The organism is Limnohabitans sp., assembly GCF_034680285.1.
Classification (GTDB): Bacteria; Pseudomonadota; Gammaproteobacteria; order Burkholderiales; family Burkholderiaceae_C; genus Limnohabitans_A.
Genome location: NZ_JAXITC010000002.1, coordinates 100,899 through 122,764 on the forward strand (window position 1 = coordinate 100,899; position 21,866 = coordinate 122,764).

Below are 21,866 nucleotides of genomic sequence, written 5' to 3' on the forward strand. Positions count from 1 at the left end.
TCCTCGCCCAAAAGGCGCTGAAGCCACGTCCGGGGATCAGGATTCTGAAAGGGTCTTGGTTTCCAATCCGGTTACGTAACGGTTTAGTAACTTATCTCCTGAGGCTCTCACCATGACCATCAAGCTGGGTATCAACGGATTTGGCCGCATCGGCCGTCTGGCTCTTCGCGCCGCCCTCAAACACGGCTATGACGACATTCAGATCGTCGGCATCAACGACCCCAAGCCGTCCGACTACTTGGCCTACATGCTCAAGTACGACAGCGTGCACGGCCGCTTTGATGGCACGGTGGACTTCACCGAAGACACCCTCATCGTCAACGGCAAAAAGATCAAGCTTTCGCACGAGCGCGATGCACACAACCTGCGCTGGGGCGAGATGGGTGTGCACACCGTGCTCGAATGCACAGGCCATTACCTGACCGAGCCCACCAGCCAGATGCACTTGGCCGCTGGTGCCAAAAAGGTCGTGATCTCGGCCCCGTCCAAAGACAGCATCCCCATGTTCGTCTATGGCGTGAACCACAAAAAATACGCCGGCGAAGCCATCGTGTCGAATGCGTCATGCACCACCAACTGCCTGGCACCGGTTGTGAAGGTGCTCAACGACAAGTGGGGCATCAAGCGCGGCCTGATGACCACGGTGCACGCCGCTACCGCCAGTCAAATGACCGTGGATGGCTCATCGCGGAAAGACTGGCGCGGCGGCCGCGGCATCTTGGAAAACATCATCCCCAGCAGCACGGGCGCAGCCAAGGCCGTGGGCGTGGTGATCCCCGAGATCAAAGGCAAGATCACCGGCATGGCCTTCCGTGTGCCAACCTCTGACGTGTCGGTGATTGACCTCACGGTTGAGCTCAACAGCGACGCCAGCTACGCCGACATCTGCGCCGAAATGAAAGCGCAAAGCGAAGGGGCCCTCCAAGGCGTGCTGGGTTACACCGACGAAAAAGTGGTCTCTACAGACTTCCGTGGCGAGTCCTGCGCGAGCGTGTTCGACGCGACGGCCGGTATTGCCTTGGACAAGAGCTTCGTCAAGATCGTCGCCTGGTACGACAACGAATGGGGCTACGCCAAGCAGTGCCTAGAGATGGTGCGGGTGGTGGCCAAGAAGAAGTGAGTTGAACCGGCAGGCAGCGTCAGGGCTCCCCGCAGGAGCTCAGAGGCGCTTCGCTTTGCCACATCGCCCCTGCGGGGAGCCCTGACGCTGCCATGGGCCATCGCTCAAAGCGCCTTCGGGCGCTTTTTTCATGGCCGACTGGCGCGTATCCAATCCGCCGCCTTCTCTGCAATCATGATCGTCGGCGCGTTGGTGTTGCCGCTCACGATGCGCGGCATGACCGAGGCATCGACCACGCGCAGGCCGGGTACACCGTGCACGCGAAGCTGAGCGTCCACCACCGCCATCTCGTCTTGCCCCATGCGGCAGGTGCCCACCGGGTGGTAGACCGTGTCGGCGTTTTGGCGAACCCAGTGGTCGAGTTGTTCGTCGCTATGGGCATCGGCGGATGCTGCCCACTCTTTGCCATACGCCGCCAATGCGGGCTGGGCCAGAATGCGCTGGGCTTGGCGAACCCCTTCGCGCAAGCGCTGCAAGTCTCGCGGGTCGCTCAAAAATTGAGGGTCAATCAGCGGCGCACTGTTGGGGTTGCGGTCGGCGAGTTGCACACGCCCACGGCTGTCCGGTTGCAACAAGCACACATGCAAAGAGTAACCATGCCCCAGCGTGAGTTGCCGGCCGTGGTCCACCAATTTAGCCACCACAAAGTGGAGTTGGATGTCCGGGTGCGCCTCATCAGGTCGGCTTTTGTAAAACGCGCCGCCCTCGGCAAAGTTGGTGGTCAGGCGCCCTTTGCGGTGCTGCCGCCAGGCCCACATGGCCTGCAAGGTGTGCCACATGCCTTTGGGTGACACACCGATCAAATCGGTTTGCCCCGGCGCATCGGCCACCAGCACCGCGTCCGGGTGGTCGTGCAGGTTTTCGCCCACGCCGGGCAAGTCGCGCAGCACCTCAATGCCCAGGCTTTCCAAATGCGCGGCAGGCCCCATGCCTGAGCGCATCAGGATGGCGGGCGACTGGAAAGCGCCTGCACTCAAAATGATTTCGCGGCGGGCCGTCAAGCTCATGGGCTGGCGGCCTTGCAAGGCATGCACCTGCCGCGCCACACCATCCACCAAACCAATGCGGTCCACCGTGACGCCGGTCATGACGTGCAAGTTGGGTCGGCCCAAGTTGGGCGTCAGGTAGCCCTTGGCGGCGCTGAAACGCTCGCCTGCCTTTTGCGTGACCTGGTACAGGCCCACGCCTTCTTGTGTGGGGCCATTGAAGTCGGTGGTGTGCGCCAAACCCGCTTGTACCCCCGCCTCGACAAACCGTTTGGCAAAAGGATTGGGGCTTTGCAGATCGGCCACGTTCAAAGGGCCGTTTTGGCCATGCCACTCGTTGTGAATGCGTTCGTTGTGCTCGGCCTTGAGAAAGTAGGGAAACACCTCGGCCCAAGACCAACCTTGGCAACCCATATCGGCCCAGGTGTCGTAATCCACGGCTTGGCCACGGATGTAGGCCATGGCGTTGGTGGAGCTAGAGCCGCCCAAAGTACGGCCACGCGGCTGGAATCCGATGCGGCCGTTCAAGCCGGGCTGCGGCACGGTGTTCAGGCCCTCCGAGACGATTTCGGTACGGGCCATGAGCGCGATGCCCGCAGGGCAATGGATCAAGGCGCTGTTGTCGGGCGGGCCGGCTTCGAGCAGGGCCACCTGCACGGCAGGGTCTTCGCTCAAGCGACTGGCCAGCACACAACCGGCCGAGCCGCCGCCCACGATCACATAATCAAATTCCATGGCTTACCCCACCCAAAGTTTTATGGAACCAATGTAAGGGCTGGCGCCTGTCAGGGCCTGTCATGCATGCGTCAAACCTGGCCGTAGACAAACCCTCACAATGGCTGGACTTTCAGGAATACACCATGTGGACTGTCATTGATATTTCTCGCACGCATCGTCTCAACAGGCCTCAGCCATGAGCAACGCAGCGCTTGAATTCAAAGAGGATTGGCAAGACAAGCGTTGGTGGTGGCTGCTGAGTCCTTCCATACCCCTGGCGTTCACGGCCTCCTTGCTGGCTTTCGTCTGGACGGGCCAATGGTGGTGCATGCTCCTGGCCCCGGTGGTGATCCATGTCTTGTTGCCACTGCTCGACCGCGTGTTTGGCGAAGACTTTAGCAACCCGCCCGAGTCTGCGGTGGCGCAGCTCGACCAAGACGTGTTTTACCGCGCCTTGGTGTGGGCCTATGTGCCCGTGCAATGGATCGGCACCGTGTTGGGCGCCTGGATCGCGGCCACGCAGCCCTTGCCCTGGATGGGCTATGTAGCCTTGGTGTTGACGGTCGGGGCCATCAACGGCATTGGCATTGGCACCGCGCACGAGCTGGGCCACAAAAAAGAGGCCCTAGACCGCTGGCTGTCCAAGATCGCATTGGCACCCAGTGCGTACGGCCACTTCTTTGTAGAGCACAACCGGGGGCACCACAAACGCGTGGCCACCCCGGAAGACCCGGCCAGCGCACGCATGGGTGAAAGCTTTTGGGCCTTCTTGCCGCGCTCGGTGTGGGGCAGCTTGCAATCGGCCTGGGCTCTGGAACAAGAACGCTTGAACAAACAAGGCCACAGCGTTTGGCATCTGCAAAACCACAACCTGCAAGCATGGGGTTTAACGCTGCTCTTGTTTGGCGCTCTGGTGGCGTGGTTGGGCTGGGTGGCGCTGCCCTTTTTGCTGGTGCAGGCCGTGTATGCGTCCTCCATGTTGGAGGTGGTGAACTATGTGGAGCACTACGGTTTGCTGCGCCAGCGTGACGCGTCTGGCCGCTATGTGCGCTGCGAGCCCGAGCACTCCTGGAACAGCAACCACTTGGTGGGCAACTTGTTGCTTTACCAGCTGCAAAGGCATTCGGACCACCACGCACATCCCAGTCGGCGATACCAAGCACTCCGGCATTTCGCAGCTGCGCCGCAACTGCCCGCTGGCTACGCCACCATGATCACGGTGGCTTATCTGCCACCCCTGTGGTTTGCGTGGATAGACCCACGCGTGATGGCGCACTATGGCGGCGACTTGGGTTTGGTCAACCTGCAAACGTCGGCTCGAAAAAAACTCATGAAGACATGGAATTGAGCCATGCATCACATTGGGCACAGTGGCGGATATCCCAAAGGAAAAAGCTGCCGTCCCTTGTGAGGCAGGCAGCTTTTTACAAGCTACAAGTTGATCACTTGGCGGCAGGCATGGCCTTTTTAGCGGCTTCTGCGTGCGTTTGAGCGTGCATCAAGTGCTCTTGCGCCACTTTGTCGTGGGCTTGAGCGCCAGTGTGGTCGTTCGCGGTGATGAGCTTGGCCACTTCTTTGTGTGATTTGGCGGCCAATTCCAAATGCTCAGCTGCCTTGCTGTGGTGCTGCTCAGGCTTGAGCAACGTGGGCGCAGGTGCAGCGGTTACGGGGGTTTTGGTTTCGAATGTCATGGTGAGCGCTTTCAAAAAGGGTGAAGATGCCGAGGTGTGAACCATGTGCACCTGATTCACCTGGTCATTCTTGAGCGCCCACATCCTTCCGTATGTGGGTCTGCACACGGATGGCATAAATGATGAAAATTCTGCTTCCAACGATCCGTTGGGCTGGCCCACCTCAGACGGGAAATTGGTACAACCGCTGCGGGTTCACCACCAACAACTTTTCCAGCTGTTTGGGCGTGGGTGCAATTTCAGACAGTGCATCCACCAGTTCGCCATCGTCCGGGATGTGTGTGTGGTTCGGATGCGGCCAATCCAGACCCCAGACACATTGGTCCGGAAACTTCTCCACCAAGCGCGCTGCCAATTTCACGCCCAAGGGGTAGCCACTGCCTGCACGCGATGTGGATTCAATGCGGTCAATGCCGCTGACTTTCACATGCAAATGCGCGTGGTCTAACAACTTCATCAAGGCTTGGAAATCTTCGTGGCCCTCACCCAAAGTGGCATCCACTCGGCCCATGTGGTCGATGACCACGGGAACGGCACTTTTGGGCAGCTCTTGGCCAATGGTGTGCACCAGTAAGCTTTCAAAATGAACCTGTAAATGCATGCCTACGGCGGCCAAACGCGGCGTGAGTTTGACCACGTCGGCCACATCATGGCCGCCAGCAAGGTGCTTCATGAAGTTGAAACGAACCGCCCGAAATCCACGACCGGCCAACCTTTTGAGCTCTTCATCGCTCACACCCATCTCCACCAAAGCCACGCCAAGGTAGCGTCCGCCCCCGGCCTCGATGGCATCCTCGATCACGGCATTGTCCGTGCCGTGTGTCATCGATTGAACGATCACACAGCGGGTGATGCCCATCTTTGCATGCAGCGCAAACAGCTTTTCCTTCGGGGCTTCAGCGGGTGTGTTCTGGCGCAGTGGTGAATAGGCAAACCGCGACATGGGACCAAACACGTGCACATGGCTGTCACAGGCATTGGCGGGTAAAACCAGCTTGGGAAGTCGAGGCTGATCCAAATAGGTTTGGACCACGGTGTCTAAGGATGTTGTGTTCATGTCAGCTTTCAAGCCTGCAAAGGGCGCACGGGCAATCCAATCAATTTGGAAAGTTCAGACACATCCAGACCATCGACAATGTCGATCAATTCGAGGCCATGGGGTCCACATGCCAGGGTGGCCAAATCAGAATAAATGCGGCTAACGCAAGCCACGCCGGTCAATGGGTATGTGCAAGTCGCCACCAGTTTGCTGTCTCCGGACTTGGTCAGCAAATCCATCATGACCCAGGTTTGGCGTGCGCCAACGGCCAAGTCCATCGCACCGCCCACTGCAGGGATGGCACCCACCTCACCCGTGCTCCAGTTGGCCAAATCCCCTTTTTCAGAAACCTGAAATGCGCCCAGCACGCAAATGTCCAAATGGCCGCCACGCATCATGGCAAAACTGTCTGCATGGTGGAAGAATGCCCCACCTGCGAGCAAAGTCACGGGCTGCTTGCCCGCATTGATCAAATCAAAATCTTCATCACCCGTTTCGGGGGCTGGGCCCATGCCGAGGATGCCGTTTTCGCTTTGAAGAACGACTTCCCGACCTTTGGGAATGAAGTTGGCCACCAAGGTGGGCTGACCAATGCCCAGATTGACATAGGCACCCTCAGGAATGTCTTGGGCCACTTTGGAGGCCAATTCTTCTTTGGTGCGTCGTTTGTACGGGTTCATAGAAGTTCCTTACACCGAGGGCTTGAAGCCACCGCCCAGGGTGGCCTTGTGGTCGATCTGAACGATGTGGCTCACAAAAATACCTGGCGTCACAATGGACTCAGGGTCCAGCTGACCCAGCTCCACCACTTGGTGAACAGTTGCAATGGTGCGTTTAGCCGCCATGGCCATCACAGGCCCAAAGTTTCTGGCGGCTTTGCGGTACACCAAATTGCCCCACCGGTCCCCTGTCTCGGCTTTGATCAGGGCCACATCACCATGAATCGGGAATTCCAAAACTTGGTGTTTGCCATCCAAGAAACGGGTCTCTTTGGGCGTGCCGTCCGCATTCAATGCCAAAGGGGTGCCATAACCCGTGGGGGTGAAAAACGCCCCCACACCTGCGCCTGCAGCCCGAAGGCGTTCGGCCAGGTTGCCTTGTGGCACCAACTCCAGTTCAATTTTTCCGCTGCGATAAAGTGCATCGAACACATGCGAATCGGCTTGGCGAGGAAAACTGCAGATGATTTTTTTCACACGACCTGCTTTGAGCAGCGCTGCCAATCCGGCCTCCCCGTTGCCCGCATTGTTGTTGACCACGGTCAGGTCGCGTGCGCCTTGAGCCATCAGGCCATCAATGAGTTCATTGGGAATACCTGCCGTCCCAAAACCGCCTATCAACACCGTTGAGCCGTCTTGAACGCCTTCAAAAGCTTGCGCCATTGAATCTGCAATTTTGTTGATCATGTTGGCGCTTGAGAGGTGTGGCGAATAAACAGTTGGCGAACGGTGTTCATGAACATGGGGCGAATTCTGGAACTCCACGCCGTGTGCCGAATGGCCAACCATTCCTGGCTTTCCATGACTGCAGGGGACAACAATTCGTAGCAGGCGATGTAACGGGGCGAACCGGAAAGGCGCAAATAGCGCTGGGCACGGATCGTTCCAGGCACTCGCGATAAACCCGGCAAATGCTCAGTGTTGTACCAAGCATTGAATTCTTCTTCTGACGCTGTGGAGATGTCGGTCTCCACAATGTAGTGGTAGTTGCCACGCTCACCATGGCTTGCACCCTCCAACGAAGTCAAGAGCTGAATTTCTGTCGCCTTGCCTGATGTGTCTGGAGGGCCATCAACATAAGCACGCCAGTTCTGGCCATCGGCCGACTTCCACCAAGTGAAGGTGGATGGCGTTGCCGCCAACGCTGGTTGTGCAGCACCTGCTTGCTCAATGAGGAATTGGGTTGTCATGGCTGCCCCATCAATGAACAATGTTCAGGGCCACCAGAAAACGGGACACCATGTTGTACGCCGCCACGGTGGCCACCAGTTCAACCACTTGCCCCGTACCATAACGTGCGGTCACCTCTTGCATCAATGCGGCGGGCACTTCAATGTCACGCGTCATGTGGTCGGTCATGGTGAGGATCAGCTTTTCTTCGGGGCTGAATCTGGCCGACAAGTCCATCCATTGGATGTCGTCAATTTTTTCTTGCAACACGCCTGCTTTTAAAGCGTGAGGAATGTGGGCCTCAAATTCAAAACTGGCCTTGTTGAGCACCGCCACACGCAAGATCATCAACTCACGCAAATCGGCAGGCACCGATGTTTTGTTGCGCACCGCAGTGAGCATCCCCTCCCACCCTTGGGCGATGGGTGCGCTGTTGAGCAAGACTTGGTAAAGCAGTGAGATGCGGCCCCGCTCTTGAAGGATTCGGTCCTCAATCTCTTTGAGCTCAGGCCTGGTGCCTTGCACCACCAAAGGCACGCGGATGTGATCGGTGCTCATTCGTCACCCGTGATGTTGCGAGACTTGATCACTTGCGCCCACTTTTCGGTATCCGCTTTGAGGATGGCACCCAACTCTTCTGGCGTAGACGACTTAGGCTCGGCGCCCGATTGCGTCATCTTGGCATTGGCCGTTGGATCTGCAACGGCTTGTTGCACCGCACGGTTCAACTGCTTGATCACCTCTGGCGACGTTTTAGCGGACGCAAACATGCCATACCAGTTGTTGGTGTCCACTGATTTGAAGCCTAGTTCTTCAAACGTTTTCACATCGGGCAGCAAGGGATGGCGGGTCTTGGAGGCCATGCCCAGCGCTTTCACACGCCCACCTTTGATTTGTGCCATCACAGCAGGCACATCTGCAAAGAAACCATCAACTTGGCCACCCAGGAGGTTGTTCAAGGCAGGCGCCATGCCATTGAATGGGACATGCAACAAATCTGCCCCGGTCGATTGTTCGAGTTGCACCAAAGCCAAATGGGGAATGCTGCCCTTGCCTGATGAGCCAATCGGTGTGGGCTCTTTCTTGGCTTTGGCGTTGGCAATGAACTCCTTGGCGTCTTTGGCAGGATTTTTCTCATTGGCGACAAACACCTCCACGTTGTTGGCCACCAAAGATACAGGCGTGAAATCCCTTTGCATGTTGTACGTCAGCTTGGGGAAGAGCGCTGGGTTGATGGCCGCAGCACCCACACTCGTCAACCACATGACACTGCCATCGGCTTCGCTTTTCAAAACTTCACCTGCCCCGATCGCACCGCTCGCGCCGGGCTTGTTCTCGACAATCACCGTGCGGCCAAGGCTCTTGCCCAAGGGTTCGGCGATGGTCCGCGCCATGGCGTCCACAGGGCCACCGGGAGCAAAGGCCACGATGATTCGCAAGGGCTTGTTGGTCACTTGGGCCGTAGCGTATGGCGCAGAAAATACAGACAAAAGGGCGATGAGCAGTGTGCGTTTTTTCATGGTCGATCTCCTGGGTTGATGTTAATCGCAGCGTGCTGTCATGCCGCCGTCGACGATGATTTCGGTCCCGGTGATGAAGCGCGCCTCATCACTCGCCAAAAATAATGCTGCATTGGCCGTGTCGCGGCCATCGCCCATAAAACCAAGCGGTATACGTTTGACGCGAGACGCCAACAGTGCCTCCACATCGCCGCCCGTGCGTTGCTTTGCCAATCGCACTTCCACCATGGGCGTGTGGAGTTGACCAGGCACCACCGTGTTCACGCGGATGCCCATAGGGGCATGCTGAACCGCCACCACTTTGGAGAGTTGAATCACCCCCGCCTTGGTGGCTGCATACGCCACCTGTGCGCTGCCCGTCCAACGAATGCCTGAAGTGGAGGCTACGTTGACAATCGCACCACTTTTTTGGGCGATCATGGTGGGCAATACATATTTGCAGGTCAAGAAAACACTTTTTAAATTGACATTGATCTGTGCGTCAAACACCTCTTCGCTCATCTCAACAGGTCCACCGGCAGCAGAACCGCCCACGTTGTTGATCAATATGTCTATCGTTCCAAACTTGTCCAAACACGCTTGAACCATTTTTTGAATGCTTTCAGAGCTGGTGACATCGCAGGCATACGTTTCTATGGCGCCTTTGGCGTCACCGGCCAACGCCAAGGTTTCGGCCAGACGTTCTGGGTCGTGGTCAACGGCAAAGACACGGGCACCCTCCTGCGCCAACTGAACGGCCATGGCACGACCATTTCCCCATCCGGACCCTACACAACCAGCACCCGTGACGATGGCGACTTTTGATTTGAACCGATTCATATTTCACCGCTTGATAGAAGTTGATTTCAGAGAGTTTGAAGGAATCAAACCCAGAGGTAAACTACATACGACCTATATCAGATATGTTTTTAAACTATGGATTTGAAGCAGCTGGCCTATTTTGTTGAAGTGGTCGAACGGGGCAGTTTCAGCAAAGCCGCCGTGTCGCTCAACCTCGCCCAGCCCAGCCTCAGCAGGCAAATTGCCTTGCTGGAAAAGGAACTTGGCCACCGCTTACTGGAAAGGACAGGGCGCGGGGTCAACATCACAGAGGCTGGTTTGGCGCTAATGTCCCACGCCAAAGTCATGCTGAACGCGGCTGAAGAGGCCAAGTTTCAGATCAAAGAGATGAGAAACGACCCGACCGGAAAAGTCGTGGTGGGTCTGCCGCCTCGTGTCTCCATGGGTTTGTGCGTCCCCCTGATCCAAAGGTTCAGAGCCCAATGGCCTAACGCTCTGATCACCGTTGTTGAAGGATTGAGTTTGTCGCTCAGAGAGGGGCTGATCAACGGACGCATCGACATTGCGTTGCTGTTTGATCCTGCCCCCACACCCTTGCTGAAGTACGAAACCTTGATGCGAGAACGATTGATGCTGGTGGCCCCCGCATCGGTGCATTTGCCCAAACAAGCCAGCCTGCCAATGCTGAAAGACTTTCCCATGGTGCTGCCCAGCCGCCCCAACCCCATCAGAAACCTGATTGATGCTTTTTTGTTGCCCAAGAAAATTGATCTGAACATCGTTGCCGAGGTGGGTGCCGTGCACTCAGCGCTCGCGCTGGTGGAGACATCCATGGCTTGCTCTATCTTGCCGGAGAGCGCCTTGAACTTGGGCGCGGACAACCCGAAGTTTTCGTTTTCACCGATCGGCCCACCGGCCATGTGGAACCAATTGATCTTGGCCATCCCAGCTGCACGGCCCATGAACAGGTTGACCACCGAAACCAGCAAGCTGTTGCGCGGGCTGGACTTTAGAAACAGCCGTGCGCCATCCACCCCTTGAATGGGTCCAAACGCTCCACAAACTCATCTTTTGAACTGGCACAGTTCCTGAGTTACTAAACCCGAACAAACCAAGAGACAGGGCATTCCCTGTAATAAAGTTTCACAAGTTCGAATACGATGGTTACATCGCCAGCGCCTATGTCGCTGTCTGGCTGCTGCATTCATACCTCTAACGAAAGTGAGACCCCTATGACCACCAAGATCGGCATCAACGGCTTTGGCCGCATCGGACGCATGGTACTGCGCGCTGCAGTGCAAAATTTCCAGGATGTGCAGATCGTGGGCATCAACGACCTGCTGGAGCCTGAATACCTGGCCTACATGCTGGAATACGACAGTGTGCATGGCCGTTTTCAAGGCACGCTGGCCGTGGAGGGCTCCACCCTGATCGTGAATGGCCAACGCATCCGCCTCACACAAGAGCGCGACCCGGCCAACCTCAAGTGGAACGAGGTGGGCGCGGACGTGGTCATCGAGGCCACAGGTTTGTTTCTGGACAAAGACAGCGCGGGCAAACACTTGACAGCGGGCGCCAAGAAGGTGGTGATGTCGGCCCCCTCCAAAGACGATACGCCAATGTTTGTTTATGGGGTGAACCATGCGTCGTATGCGGGTCAAGCCATCGTCAGCAACGCCAGTTGCACCACCAACGCGCTGGCCCCCATCACCAAAGTGCTGAACGACAAATGGGGCATCAAGCGCGGCCTGATGACCACGGTGCATGCCACCACTGCCACCCAAAAAACCGTGGATGGCCCCAGCAACAAAGACTGGCGCGGCGGACGCGGCATTCTGGAGAACATCATCCCCAGCAGCACCGGCGCGGCCAAGGCGGTGGGTGTGGTGATTCCTGAGATCAAAGGCCGACTGACCGGCGTAGCCGTGCGTGTGCCCACCAGCGATGTGTCGCTGGTGGATTTGACCGCCGAGTTGAACACCCCGGCAACCTATGCCGAAATTTGTGCCGAGATGAAAGCGCAAAGCCAAGGGGCCTTAAAGGGCGTTTTGGGCTACACCGAAGCCAAGGTGGTGTCGACCGATTTCCGGGGCGAGGTGTGTACCAGTGTGTTCGACGCCGAAGCGGGCATGGCGCTCGACAGCACCTTCATCAAGGTGATGGCTTGGTACGACAACGAGTGGGGTTACTCCAACAAGTGCCTCGAGATGGCGCGGGTGGTGGGCAAGGCATAAGCCCTCGCGCTCGTGCTAAGGGTAAGGTTTGCGCCGTACCCGCCAAGCCACCTAAGGCCTTAAGCCTTGACGATCGTGACCTGGTTGAGCTGGGCTTGCGCCTTGACCAGCGAAGGCACCATCTCGCTGCCATAACCCAAAGCCACGGCCGTGTTCAGGGCCTGGTGCACGCTGGTGCCGATCATGGAGGGCACTTTCATGCTCTCGGTCAGGTGAGAGTAGTAACGCAAATCCTTGGCCGCGTTGTTCAGCTCGAACTTCATGGCGCCGTAGTCCCCCTGCAGGGTTTTGGCCATCAGCTGGAACAGGCCCGAATTCACGCCGCCAGCCGAGATGACCTGCACCAGTTGGTTCAAGTCCACCCCCGCCTTGGCCCCCACCGCAAAGGCTTCTGCTGTGGCGGTGCAAATGGCCTGCGCCACAAAGTTGTTGAGCAATTTGATGACGTGGCCTGCGCCCATCTCACCCACATGGAACACGTTTTCGCTGTAGGCGCGAATCACTGGCTCGATGCGGGCAAACACCTCGGGCGTCGCCCCCACCATGGAATTGAGCTTGCCCGCCTCTGCCTCGATGGGCGTGCGTGTGAGCGGTGCGTCCACATAAACCACGCCTTGCGCAGCGCACAGCCCAGCCAGGCGGCGGGTGGACTCGGGCTCGCTGGTGGAGGTGTCGATGACGATCAGGCCCGCGCGTGCCTTGGACAACAAGCCGCCCGGCCCGGCCACCACCGCCTCGACTTGGGGTGAGCCGGTCACGCAAATGAGCACCACATCACAGACGGCCAAGTCGGCATAACTGCCCACCTGAAGGGCACCTGCGGCCAACAGGTCTTGCACGGGCGCGGTGCGCTGGTGCACCGTGATCGACAAATCAAACCCCTTGGCCCGGATGTTCTTGGCCATGCCATGGCCCATCAAACCCGAAGCGCCGACAAATCCGATGTGTTGCATGTGAGTCTCTGGTGTGTGGTGAAAGAGATGTTCATTTTGGAAGAAATTCCAAGGTCAGGGTGTCGCCTGGGCAGCCTTCACAGCTTCAAAGTCTGACTACCATCGTGCATGCACCTGACCACCACATCCCCTGTCTTGTCCTTGGCCGACATCCGGCACATCGAAGCCACCCCGTTGGCACAAACCATGCCCTGGGCCAGTACCTACACACTGATTGCCGCCAGCGCACAAGCCCATGCAGACCAACCCGCCCTGACATTTTTGAGCACCGGGCGGCCGGGCGGCGCTTCAACCACTTGGTCCTACCGTGACTTGCTGCAAGGCATTCACCAGACAGCCAATTTGCTGCACAGCCTGCACCTGGGTCCACAAGACGTGGTGGCCATCTTGCTGCCCGGCGGTCTGGCCTACCACCTGGCCCTGTGGGGTGGCGAGGCGGCGGGCATTGTGCAACCGCTCAACCCTTTGCTGAGCGAAGACAAACTGCTGTCTCTGCTGTGCGCCAGCCAAGCCAAAGTGCTGATCGCCCACGGCGTAGACGATGACAGCCGCCTGCGTGAAAAAGCGCTGCGACTGCAAGCCCAATTGCCCGACTTGAAAACCGTGTTGCTGGTTCACCCGGAGGGCGCCCCCTTGCCACCCGATCTGCCGCCAGGCACACAAGACTTTCATGCCCTGCGCCAGCAACAAGTCAGCGACCACCTGCTGAGCGGGCGGGTCTTCCAGCCGAGCGACATCGCCGCTTACTTCCACACGGGCGGCACCACGGGTGCGCCCAAACTGGCACGGCACAGCCATGGGGCGCAAGTCTTCACGGCTTGGGCCAACGCCACGATGCAAGGCTTTCAGCCCACCGACGTGACGATCAACGGCTACCCGCTGTTCCATGTAGCGGGTGTGCTGCCCGGCGCACTGTGTTCACTGGCCATCGGCATGCATGTGATCATTCCCACGCCCAGCCTGTTTCGCAACCGCGAAGTGGTGCAAAACTACTGGCGCCTGGCTGAGCACCACGGCTGCACGCTGATGTCGGGCGTGCCCACGGTGCTGGCGGCTTTGGCGGGGGTGCCGCTGGATGGCGCAGACATCTCACGCCTGCGCTCGGTGCGCACCGGGGCGGCGCCGCTGCCGCCTGAGCTGGCGCAGCGCTTCGAACAAACCTTTGGCCTGCAGATCAACGAAAGCTTGGGCATGACCGAGACCGCAGGTTTGAGCACCGTGGCCCCGCCTGGCCTGAGCGCCCCGGCAGGCTGTGTGGGCTGGCCATTGCCCTATGCGCAGGTGCGCATCGTGGCCTTGAACAACGACGACCAAGCCACCGGGCAGGACCTGCCCGCTGGCGGCAAAGGCATGGTGCTCTACAAAGGCCCCAATTTGTTCTCGGGCTACCTGGACGCAGCGGAAACCGCACGCAGTTTCACGCCGGATGGCTGGCTCATCACCGGCGATGTGGGCTTCATCGACGAACAAGGTCGATTGCACCTGTCTGGCCGCGCCAAAGACTTGATCATTCGTGGGGGGCACAACATCGACCCCAAGGTGATCGAAGACGCTTTGGGGGCGCACCCTGCAGTGGACTTGTGCGCCGCCGTGGGTGCGCCAGATGCCTATGCGGGTGAACTGCCTGTGGCATTTGCCACGCTCAAGGCAGGCGCACAGGTGAGCGAAGCCGAGCTGCTGGCCTTCACTGCCGAGCGCGTGGACGAAGCCCCTGCCAAACCCAAGCGCATCACCATCCTTGACCGCATGCCAGTGACCAACGTCGGGAAAATTTACAAACCCGAACTGCGCACCTTGGCCACAGCGGCGGTGGTGCAGATCCTGATCGACCAAGCGCTCAAACCCTTGCAAACCCCAGCACCGCAATGGCCGAGCGTGCATGCGGCAGGCGATGGGCCTGTCGAGGTCGATGGCCGCGCGACGCCAGCAGCTGTTTGGGCGAGCCTTCAGCCCCTGCTGGCCGCACTGCCGGTCAAGCTGGTGCTGCACGCGCCCTGACAGCTTGTGTCCAAAAAATGCCACAACTACCGTGGCATTTTTCAGGGGGGCATGTGCAGACTCAGCTCAGGTGCTTGCCGATGATCCCGGCCAACTCGAACATGGTGGCGCTGTCCTTGCCAAACACCGCTTGCAGCTTGCCATCGGCCTTGATGGAGCGCTTGTCTGCCGGGTCTTGCAGGTTGTTGGCCTTGATGTAGTCCCAGATTTTCTTGACCACCTCGGTGCGGGCATAGGTGCCGTCACCGATCACGGCGGCCAATGAAACGCTGGGCTTCAAGGTGCCCACAGCCGCTTTGCGCGGCGCTTTGGGCGCGGCAGTCTTGGCGACTTTTTTGGCAGCGGGTGTTTTGGCTGACGTGGTTTTGGCCGCGGCTTTCTTCACCGCCACCTTGCCAAACGGCGTCTTTTTGGCTACCGTTTTGCGGGGTGGGTACTTCTTGCCGCCTTCGCGCTGCTCAAACTCAAACGTCACCTTGCCCTCTTCGGGGTTCCAGGCCAGCATGGCCTTGAAGCTTCGGCGGGTGCGGTTGCTGATGAATTTGTCGAGCAAATCGGTCTTGCCGGTTGCTAACAGCTTGGTCACCTGCTCGCGCTCCACCGGTTGCTGCAAGATGATCTTGCCACTCTTGAAGTCGCAGCTGGGCGTGGGTTGCTCGTTGGTGGGAACGGCTTTGCTGCAAACGTAGTTGCTGCCGTGCTCATGCACCGGGCTGCCGCACTTGGGGCAGACGCCCAGCGACTCGTCGGTGAACTCAACAATCTCGCCACTCTCTTCGTTCTTCTTGTCGTCACCGAAGTCGAACTCGAGCTTCCAGTTCTTTTCTTCTTCGTTGTACTTGAGCGCCATCTCGGCCACAAAAGGCCAACCGGCTTTGGAACGGAAGCCTTCCAGCGGCCCGATCTTTTTGTCACGCATGAATTGCTCGACTTCGGCTGGCTCAAAAGTGCGGCCTGCAGGCGTCTTGCCAAACGAGAAACCGCAGCCTTCGCTGGCGCCGTCGATACCCGTGCAGGTGTAACGTCGGTAGTTTTCTTTCACCACGCCACCACAGGTGGGGCAGGGCGTGGTGACGGTGGCGTAGTCACCGGGCACAGTGTCGCGGTCGTACTCTTTGGCTTTCTTGACAATGTGCTCGGTCATGGCCGCGATCTCGGCCATGAAGGTGGCGCGGCTCAATTTGCCTTGCTCCATTTGGGCGAGCTTGTATTCCCACTCCCCGGTCAACTCAGGTTTGGAGAGTTCTTCCACCTGCAGACCACGCAGCAGCGTCATGAGCTGGAAGGCCTTGGCCGTCGGGATCATCTCGCGGCCTTCGCGCAGCATGTATTTCTCGTTGATCAGGCCTTCGATGGTGGCAGCGCGGGTGGCAGGTGTGCCCAAGCCTTTTTCTTGCATGGCTTCGCGCAGCTCGTCGTCGTCGACCATCTTGCCCGCGCCTTCCATCGCGCCCAACAGCGTGGCTTCTGAATAACGTGCCGGGGGGCGGGTCTTCAGGCCCTTGGCCTCCACCGAGTCCACACCGACCTGTTCGCCCGGCTGCACGGGCACCAGGTTCTGGCCTTTGTCGCCGTCCTTGGCGTCTTCCACTTCTTCTGCGGCTTCTTTGCCGTAAATGGCCAACCAGCCCGGCTTTACCAGCACCTTGCCCACCGTCTTGAAGCTGTGGCCTGCGGCCACGCTGATGCGGGTGGTCACTTGGTATTCGGCGCTGGGGAAGAACACCGCCATAAAGCGGCGCACCACCAGGTCATACAGCTTTTGCTCGGCCTCAGACAGGCCGCTGGGCGCTTGCAACGTAGGGATGATGGCGAAGTGGTCCGAGACCTTTTTGTTGTCGAACACACGCGGGATCTTGCGCACATAACTGTTGTTGAGCGCGGTGAGGGCGTGTGGGGCCAAGTGCTTCATGCCGCTGTCCGCCAGCATCTCGAAAGTCTGTTTGGCCACGGGCACATAGTCTTCGGGCAAGTGACGCGAGTCGGTACGGGGGTAGGTCAGGGCCTTGTGACGTTCGTACAGGCTTTGTGCCAGCGCCAGCGTGGTCTTGGCCGAGAAGCCGAACTTGCCGTTGGCTTCTCGCTGCAGGCTGGTCAGGTCAAACAGGCCAGGGCTGGCTTGTGTGGTGGGCGTGGCCTCTTCGGTCACGCTGGCCGTTTTGCCGCGCACAGCGTCCACAATGGCTTGCGCCTCGGCAGCTGTCCATTTCCGGTCGGCTTTTTTCTCAGCGTCTTCTTCTTTCTTCCACTTAGGGTCGAACCACTTGCCGGGGTAGGTCCCGGCGGTGGCCGCGAACTCGGCATGGATTTCCCAATAGTCACGGCTCACAAACTTGCGAATCTGCTCTTCGCGCTCCACCACCACGGCCAGCGTGGGGGTTTGCACCCGGCCCACGGTGGTCAAGAAGAAGCCGCCGTCGCGCGAATTGAAGGCGGTCATGGCACGCGTGCCGTTGATGCCCACCAGCCAATCGGCCTCAGACCGGCTACGGGCGGCATCGGCCAGGCCCTGCATCTGGGTGTTGGTGCGCAGGTTGTCAAAACCGTCTCGGATGGCTTGTGGCGTCATGGATTGCAGCCACAGGCGCTGCACGGGCTTGTCCAGCGTCTTGGTGCCGCCTGCATACTGCTCGATCAAGCGGAAGATCAATTCCCCCTCGCGCCCCGCGTCACAGGCATTGATGAGGGCGTTCACGTCTTTGCGCTTGGCCTGCTTGACCACCGCAGAGAGGCGGCTCTTGGTTTTGTCCACCGGCTTCAAGTCAAAGTGTGGCGGAATCACCGGCAAGTTGGCAAAGCTCCACTTGCCGCGTTTCACGTCGTACTGCTCGGGGGCCTGGATCTCCACCAGGTGACCCACAGCGCTGGTCACGACGTAGGTGTCGTTCTCAAAGTGGTCATCGTGTTTCTCGAACTTGCCCGAGGTCGGGGTCAAGGCTTTGACGATGTCTTGAGCCACCGAAGGCTTCTCTGCAATTACCAAGGTCTTCATGTCATTACAATCCGTTGTCTCGCGTGTGCGCACGCGCCCGGGCACGCGCTCACGCACGCGCCCACATGAATTCACCATAACAAATTTTTGACGCCGTGGCCAAAACCCTTGTTTCATCCCCCAGCCGCTCCACCGACAAACCTGCTGTTGCTTCAGGCAAACGCATTCAGGTGCGCCGCTCAGGTGTGCATGGCAAAGGCGTCTTCGCGCTGCAGGACATCGCTGAAGGCGAAACCCTGATCGAGTACGTGGGCGAGGTCATCAGCTGGGACGAGGCGCAAGACCGCCACCCCCACGACCCCAAAGACCCAAACCACACCTTCTACTTCCATGTGAACGAAGACCGTGTCATTGACGCGCTGTTTGGCGGCAACTCTTCGCGCTGGATCAACCACAGCTGCAACCCCAACTGTGAAGCCGACGAAGACAATGACCGCATCTTCATCAAGGCGATCCGCAACATCAAGGCGGGTGAAGAGCTGAACTACGACTACGGTCTGATCATCGACGAGCCCTACACCAAGAAGCTCAAGGCCGAGTACCCCTGCTGGTGCGGTGCCAAGAACTGCCGCGGCACGCTGCTCTCCCCCAAAGACCGCGCAGACACCCCCAAGACTCCCAAGCAAAAAAAGGGCAAGACCCAAGTCAAGCCTGAAGTCAAATCCAAAGGCAAAGTGGCCAAGCCTGCAAAAGCCGACAAGGCCTTGAAGGGCAAGAAGTCGGCCAAAGACGCCAAGCCCGTCAAAGCGGAAAAGGCCCCAAAGTCGGCCAAAAAGCGCTGACGCCTGCTGGCCTGCAGCCCTTGCCCCTCGGATGAACACCCCTTGGCCCGCTGAAGCAATTTGGGAACAGGTCTTCCCCCTGTTGCCCGACTTCACGGTCGAAGTGCTGCCCGAGATCGATTCGAGCAACAGCGAACTCATGCGCCGGGCGCGCGCAGGCCAACATGAAGCGACCTTGCTGGTGGCCGAGCGTCAAACTCAGGGCAGGGGCCGGATGGGACGTGCCTGGCAAAGCCAGCCTGGCGACTCGCTCACCTTCTCACTGAGCTTGTCCCTCGCACCCCAAGACTGGTCCGGCTTGTCTTTGGCCGTGGGCTTGAGCTTGGCGGAGAGCCTGCATCCGGGTGTGCAGCTGAAATGGCCCAACGATTTGTGGTTCGAAGACCGCAAAATCGGCGGCATCTTGGTGGAAGCGGCCAGCATGGCTGGGCGCAGCCAAGTGGTGGTGGGCGTGGGACTGAACATTCGTCTGCGCGGAGCCGACGGCCTGAACACACCGCCTGCTGCCTTGACCGAATTGCTACCCAACTTGACCGGGCCCGCATGTTTGGCACGCGTGGCTCTCCCGCTCATCCAGACGCTGCTCACATTCGAGAGCGAAGGCTTTGCGCCGCTGCAAGGCCGATTTGAATCGCGTGATGCACTCAAGGGCCGCCGGGTTCACACCAGCGATGGCCAAGTGGGTGAGGCGCTGGGTGTCGGCCCCACAGGCGCCTTGCGCTTGCAGACCGATGCGGGGGTGCAAGAAATCCACAGCGCCGAGATCAGCGTCAGACCCTTTCCTGTTTCGGACCCGAAGCCATGACCCGTTTTTTGATCGCTGTTTTGTTGGTCTTGAATGCCCTCACACTGGCTTGGCAGTGGGACGCTTTTGCACGCTGGGGCTTTGGCCCCAACACCGCACGCGAGCCTGAGCGGCTGGGCCAACAGATTCGCCCAGAAGCCTTGACCATCGAAAGCCCTGAAGCTGTGGCGAAACGCTTGGCCGCTGAAACCCCTTAAAACCCACTGAAAACCGAGATTGACCATGACCCTGAAACTTTACTTCTCCCCGGGTGCTTGCTCTTTTGTGCCCCATGCCCTGTTAGAGATGAGCGGCGCCGAGTTTGAGCCGAGCATGGTCAAGCTGTACAAAGGTGAGCAAAACAGCGATGACTACAAAGCCATCAACCCACGCGGCCAGGTGCCCGTGCTGGTGAGCAACGGCCAAGCCATCACGCAAATTTTGGCCATCGTGCTGCACCTGGACCAAGTGTTCCCTGAAATGGGTTTTCTGCCCACCGAGCCGCTGGCCCGTGCCCAAGCCTTGTCCACCTTGGCTTGGATGAACAACACGGTTCACCCCACTTTCACGCACATTTTCATGCCGCAAAAGTTCTCGGACCTGCCCGAAGTGCAAGCGTCACTCAAACCCTACAACATCCAATTGTTTCGCGGCATGTTGGGCGAATTGCAAGCGCTGGTGGAAAAGGCCGCAAGCCAAGGTCAAGCTTGGCTCAGCGGTGACCGATTCGGCCCGCTCGACGCCTACAGCCTGACACTCACGCGATGGGGAACGATCGCCGGCATTGCACCCGAAGAACACCCCGTGCTGTGGGCCTTTGTGCAAAAAGTCGCGTCAGAGCCTGCTGTCGCCCGGGTGATCGAGCGCGAGCGTTTACAACTGAACATGGGCAAGCCCGCCTGAGCGGGTTCACGCCAAAGGACTGAAGCGCAGCGTGAAGCATGCACCCGGGGGGGTGTGCCCGGGGTGTGACGCATCCACCGTGATGGAAGCCCCGTGCTGCTGAGCAATTTCCTTGACGATGGGCAGGCCCAAGCCCGACCCGTCCACGTTGGTGCCCAGCGCACGGTAAAAGGGCTGAAACACCAGTTCACGCTCAGCCACCGGAATGCCGAGGCCGTTGTCTTCGACCTGAATGACCAAGGCTTTGCTGTAGGGGTCGACCAACACGCGCACCGTGACCACGCCTTGGCGCTCGGGCGTGCTGGGTGTGTAATGCACCGCGTTTTCCACGAGGTTGCGCAGCATTTCCTTGAGCAGGATAGGGTTGCCCATCACCTGTGCGCCCGGCGTGCCCGGGTCCACGCCTTCGTAGCCCAGGTCCAAGCCTTTGTCCATGGCGCCTGGCAGACAGTCTTGTAAGACATCGCTGGCCAGTGTGACCACGTCGCAACTTTGTTGGGACTGGTGCACGCCGCCGCCTTCGGCGCGTGCCAATGACAACAACTGGTTCACGGTGTGGGTGGCCTGAACGCTGGCGCGTCCAATCTGCTTCAACGATTTCTTCAAATCCTCTTCACTCGAGCCCGAACGCTGCGCCAAATCGGCCTGCATGCGCAAACCGGCCAAAGGGGTCTTGAGTTGGTGCGCAGCGTCGGCCAAGAAACGTTTTTGCGTGACGATGGAGTCTTTCAAGCGCTCAAGCAGATCGTTCACCGAGACCACCAAGGGTGCCACCTCCATGGGCACGGCTTTGTCGTCGAGTGGGCTCAGATCGTCGGGTTTGCGGGCGCGGATTCGCTCCTCCAGCTGCGACAAGGGTTTGATGCCGCGCACCAGTGCCAGCCACACCAACAGCACCGCCAAGGGCAACAAGGCGAACTGGGGCAGCATCACGCCCTTGATGATCTCGGCCGCCAGCACCGAGCGCTTTTCACGCGTTTCGGCCACCTGTACCAAAGCCGGATTTTTGCCCTCAGCGTCCAGGCGGATCCAGGTGTAGGCCACACGCACTTCCAAGCCGCGCATTTCGTCGTCGCGAATGTGCACTTCGTAACTGCTGCCCTTGTCTTGATCGCTCGGTGGCATGGGCAAATCGCGCTCACCGCTCAGGTGCTCTTTGGCACCACCCAGCACTTGGTAATAGACCAAGTCGGTCTCATCGGCACGCAGCAGTTCACTGGCCGGTTGCGGCAAGTTGAACTGCACGCGTTTGTCTGGCCCCAGCTTGACCTGTTGCGCCAGCGCTTGCACGTTGTAAATCAAGGCACGGTCAAAGGGTTTGTTGGCCAAGCCCTGCGCCACCAACCAGGTCAAGGCCAAGCTGATCGGCCACAGCAAGAGCAAGGGCGTGAGCATCCAATCCAGGATTTCGCCGAACAAGGAGCGCTGCTCACGCTTGAAAAGTCGCACACCCCAGCCGCGAGACTTCATGGCGTGCT

At 59.0% G+C, this 21,866-nt stretch carries 21 protein-coding genes; 9 read left to right on the plus strand and 12 right to left on the minus strand.

The features are described from left to right. Positions 1–112: 112 nt before the first annotated feature. On the plus strand, positions 113–1,120 hold the full coding sequence (gene gap, locus SWE17_RS02250) for a type I glyceraldehyde-3-phosphate dehydrogenase (RefSeq protein ID WP_322991503.1): 1,008 nt from the start codon (positions 113–115) through the stop codon (positions 1,118–1,120). A 128-nt stretch (positions 1,121–1,248) separates the two neighbouring features. On the opposite strand, the gene SWE17_RS02255 is transcribed toward gap (SWE17_RS02250), so the two are convergent. After that, positions 1,249–2,841 carry a GMC family oxidoreductase gene (locus SWE17_RS02255; RefSeq protein ID WP_322991504.1) on the minus strand — a complete coding sequence of 531 codons (1,593 nt, stop codon included), beginning with the start codon at positions 2,839–2,841 and terminating at the stop codon, positions 1,249–1,251. A gap of 178 nt (positions 2,842–3,019) precedes the next feature. Here SWE17_RS02255 and SWE17_RS02260 point away from each other — a divergent pair, with 178 nt between their 5' ends. Continuing rightward, a complete protein-coding gene (locus SWE17_RS02260; protein WP_322991505.1) occupies positions 3,020–4,171 on the plus strand; it encodes an alkane 1-monooxygenase in 1,152 nt (383 codons plus the stop codon). 94 nt (positions 4,172–4,265) lie between these two features. Here the strand turns inward: SWE17_RS02260 and SWE17_RS02265 are convergent, their stop codons facing one another. The 8 genes from SWE17_RS02265 to SWE17_RS02300 form a co-directional block, all read right to left on the minus strand. Continuing rightward, the gene (locus tag SWE17_RS02265) at positions 4,266–4,514 is read right to left on the minus strand and encodes a hypothetical protein (protein WP_322991506.1); all 249 of its coding nucleotides are present in this window, start codon (positions 4,512–4,514) and stop codon (positions 4,266–4,268) included. A 163-nt stretch (positions 4,515–4,677) separates the two neighbouring features. Then, positions 4,678–5,571, minus strand: coding sequence for an amidohydrolase family protein (locus SWE17_RS02270; protein WP_322991507.1), 894 nt, complete (start codon positions 5,569–5,571; stop codon positions 4,678–4,680). A gap of 8 nt (positions 5,572–5,579) precedes the next feature. Beyond that, a complete protein-coding gene (locus tag SWE17_RS02275; RefSeq protein WP_322991508.1) occupies positions 5,580–6,233 on the minus strand; it encodes a 3-oxoacid CoA-transferase subunit B in 654 nt (217 codons plus the stop codon). A 9-nt stretch (positions 6,234–6,242) separates the two neighbouring features. Next, on the minus strand, positions 6,243–6,959 hold the full coding sequence (locus tag SWE17_RS02280) for a 3-oxoacid CoA-transferase subunit A (protein ID WP_322991509.1): 717 nt from the start codon (positions 6,957–6,959) through the stop codon (positions 6,243–6,245). Next, positions 6,956–7,462 carry a hypothetical protein gene (locus tag SWE17_RS02285; protein ID WP_322991510.1) on the minus strand — a complete coding sequence of 169 codons (507 nt, stop codon included), beginning with the start codon at positions 7,460–7,462 and terminating at the stop codon, positions 6,956–6,958. Before SWE17_RS02285 ends, SWE17_RS02280 begins: the two co-directional genes overlap by 4 nt. Positions 7,463–7,472: 10 nt before the next feature. Continuing rightward, on the minus strand, positions 7,473–8,000 hold the full coding sequence (locus SWE17_RS02290; RefSeq protein WP_322991511.1) for a carboxymuconolactone decarboxylase family protein: 528 nt from the start codon (positions 7,998–8,000) through the stop codon (positions 7,473–7,475). Beyond that, positions 7,997–8,962, minus strand: coding sequence for a tripartite tricarboxylate transporter substrate binding protein (locus SWE17_RS02295; RefSeq protein ID WP_322991512.1), 966 nt, complete (start codon positions 8,960–8,962; stop codon positions 7,997–7,999). The genes SWE17_RS02290 and SWE17_RS02295 overlap by 4 nt, the downstream gene beginning before the upstream one ends. A 21-nt stretch (positions 8,963–8,983) precedes the next feature. After that, positions 8,984–9,781, minus strand: coding sequence for an SDR family NAD(P)-dependent oxidoreductase (locus SWE17_RS02300; RefSeq protein ID WP_322991513.1), 798 nt, complete (start codon positions 9,779–9,781; stop codon positions 8,984–8,986). A 96-nt stretch (positions 9,782–9,877) separates the two neighbouring features. On the opposite strand from SWE17_RS02300, the gene SWE17_RS02305 reads away from it, so the two are divergent. Both SWE17_RS02305 and gap (SWE17_RS02310) read left to right on the plus strand, forming a co-directional pair. Beyond that, on the plus strand, positions 9,878–10,783 hold the full coding sequence (locus SWE17_RS02305) for a LysR family transcriptional regulator (RefSeq protein ID WP_322991514.1): 906 nt from the start codon (positions 9,878–9,880) through the stop codon (positions 10,781–10,783). Between the two features lie 191 nt (positions 10,784–10,974). After that, on the plus strand, positions 10,975–11,976 hold the full coding sequence (gene gap, locus SWE17_RS02310; protein ID WP_322991515.1) for a type I glyceraldehyde-3-phosphate dehydrogenase: 1,002 nt from the start codon (positions 10,975–10,977) through the stop codon (positions 11,974–11,976). A gap of 59 nt (positions 11,977–12,035) precedes the next feature. Here gap (SWE17_RS02310) and SWE17_RS02315 read toward each other — a convergent pair whose 3' ends face one another. Continuing rightward, entirely contained in the window at positions 12,036–12,929 is an 894-nt protein-coding gene (locus SWE17_RS02315) for an NAD(P)-dependent oxidoreductase (protein ID WP_322991516.1), read from the minus strand. 108 nt (positions 12,930–13,037) lie between these two features. Here SWE17_RS02315 and SWE17_RS02320 point away from each other — a divergent pair, with 108 nt between their 5' ends. Beyond that, positions 13,038–14,927, plus strand: a complete 1,890-nt coding sequence (locus SWE17_RS02320) for an acyl-CoA synthetase (RefSeq protein WP_322991517.1) — start codon at positions 13,038–13,040, stop codon at positions 14,925–14,927. 61 nt (positions 14,928–14,988) lie between these two features. Here SWE17_RS02320 and SWE17_RS02325 read toward each other — a convergent pair whose 3' ends face one another. Further along, entirely contained in the window at positions 14,989–17,919 is a 2,931-nt protein-coding gene (locus SWE17_RS02325) for a DNA topoisomerase III (protein ID WP_322991518.1), read from the minus strand. Positions 17,920–18,014: 95 nt separating this feature from the next. Here SWE17_RS02325 and SWE17_RS02330 point away from each other — a divergent pair, with 95 nt between their 5' ends. From SWE17_RS02330 to SWE17_RS02345, 4 genes are read left to right on the plus strand one after another with little or no spacing between them, the layout of a single operon-like run. Beyond that, entirely contained in the window at positions 18,015–18,701 is a 687-nt protein-coding gene (locus SWE17_RS02330) for an SET domain-containing protein (RefSeq protein ID WP_322991519.1), read from the plus strand. A gap of 31 nt (positions 18,702–18,732) precedes the next feature. Next, entirely contained in the window at positions 18,733–19,506 is a 774-nt protein-coding gene (locus SWE17_RS02335) for a biotin--[acetyl-CoA-carboxylase] ligase (protein WP_322991520.1), read from the plus strand. Then, positions 19,503–19,703, plus strand: a complete 201-nt coding sequence (locus SWE17_RS02340) for a hypothetical protein (RefSeq protein ID WP_322991521.1) — start codon at positions 19,503–19,505, stop codon at positions 19,701–19,703. Before SWE17_RS02335 ends, SWE17_RS02340 begins: the two co-directional genes overlap by 4 nt. A 25-nt stretch (positions 19,704–19,728) precedes the next feature. Continuing rightward, entirely contained in the window at positions 19,729–20,388 is a 660-nt protein-coding gene (locus tag SWE17_RS02345; protein ID WP_322991522.1) for a glutathione S-transferase family protein, read from the plus strand. Positions 20,389–20,394: 6 nt separating this feature from the next. Here SWE17_RS02345 and SWE17_RS02350 read toward each other — a convergent pair whose 3' ends face one another. Beyond that, a complete protein-coding gene (locus SWE17_RS02350; RefSeq protein ID WP_322991523.1) occupies positions 20,395–21,858 on the minus strand; it encodes a sensor histidine kinase in 1,464 nt (487 codons plus the stop codon). Positions 21,859–21,866: the final 8 nt, after the last annotated feature.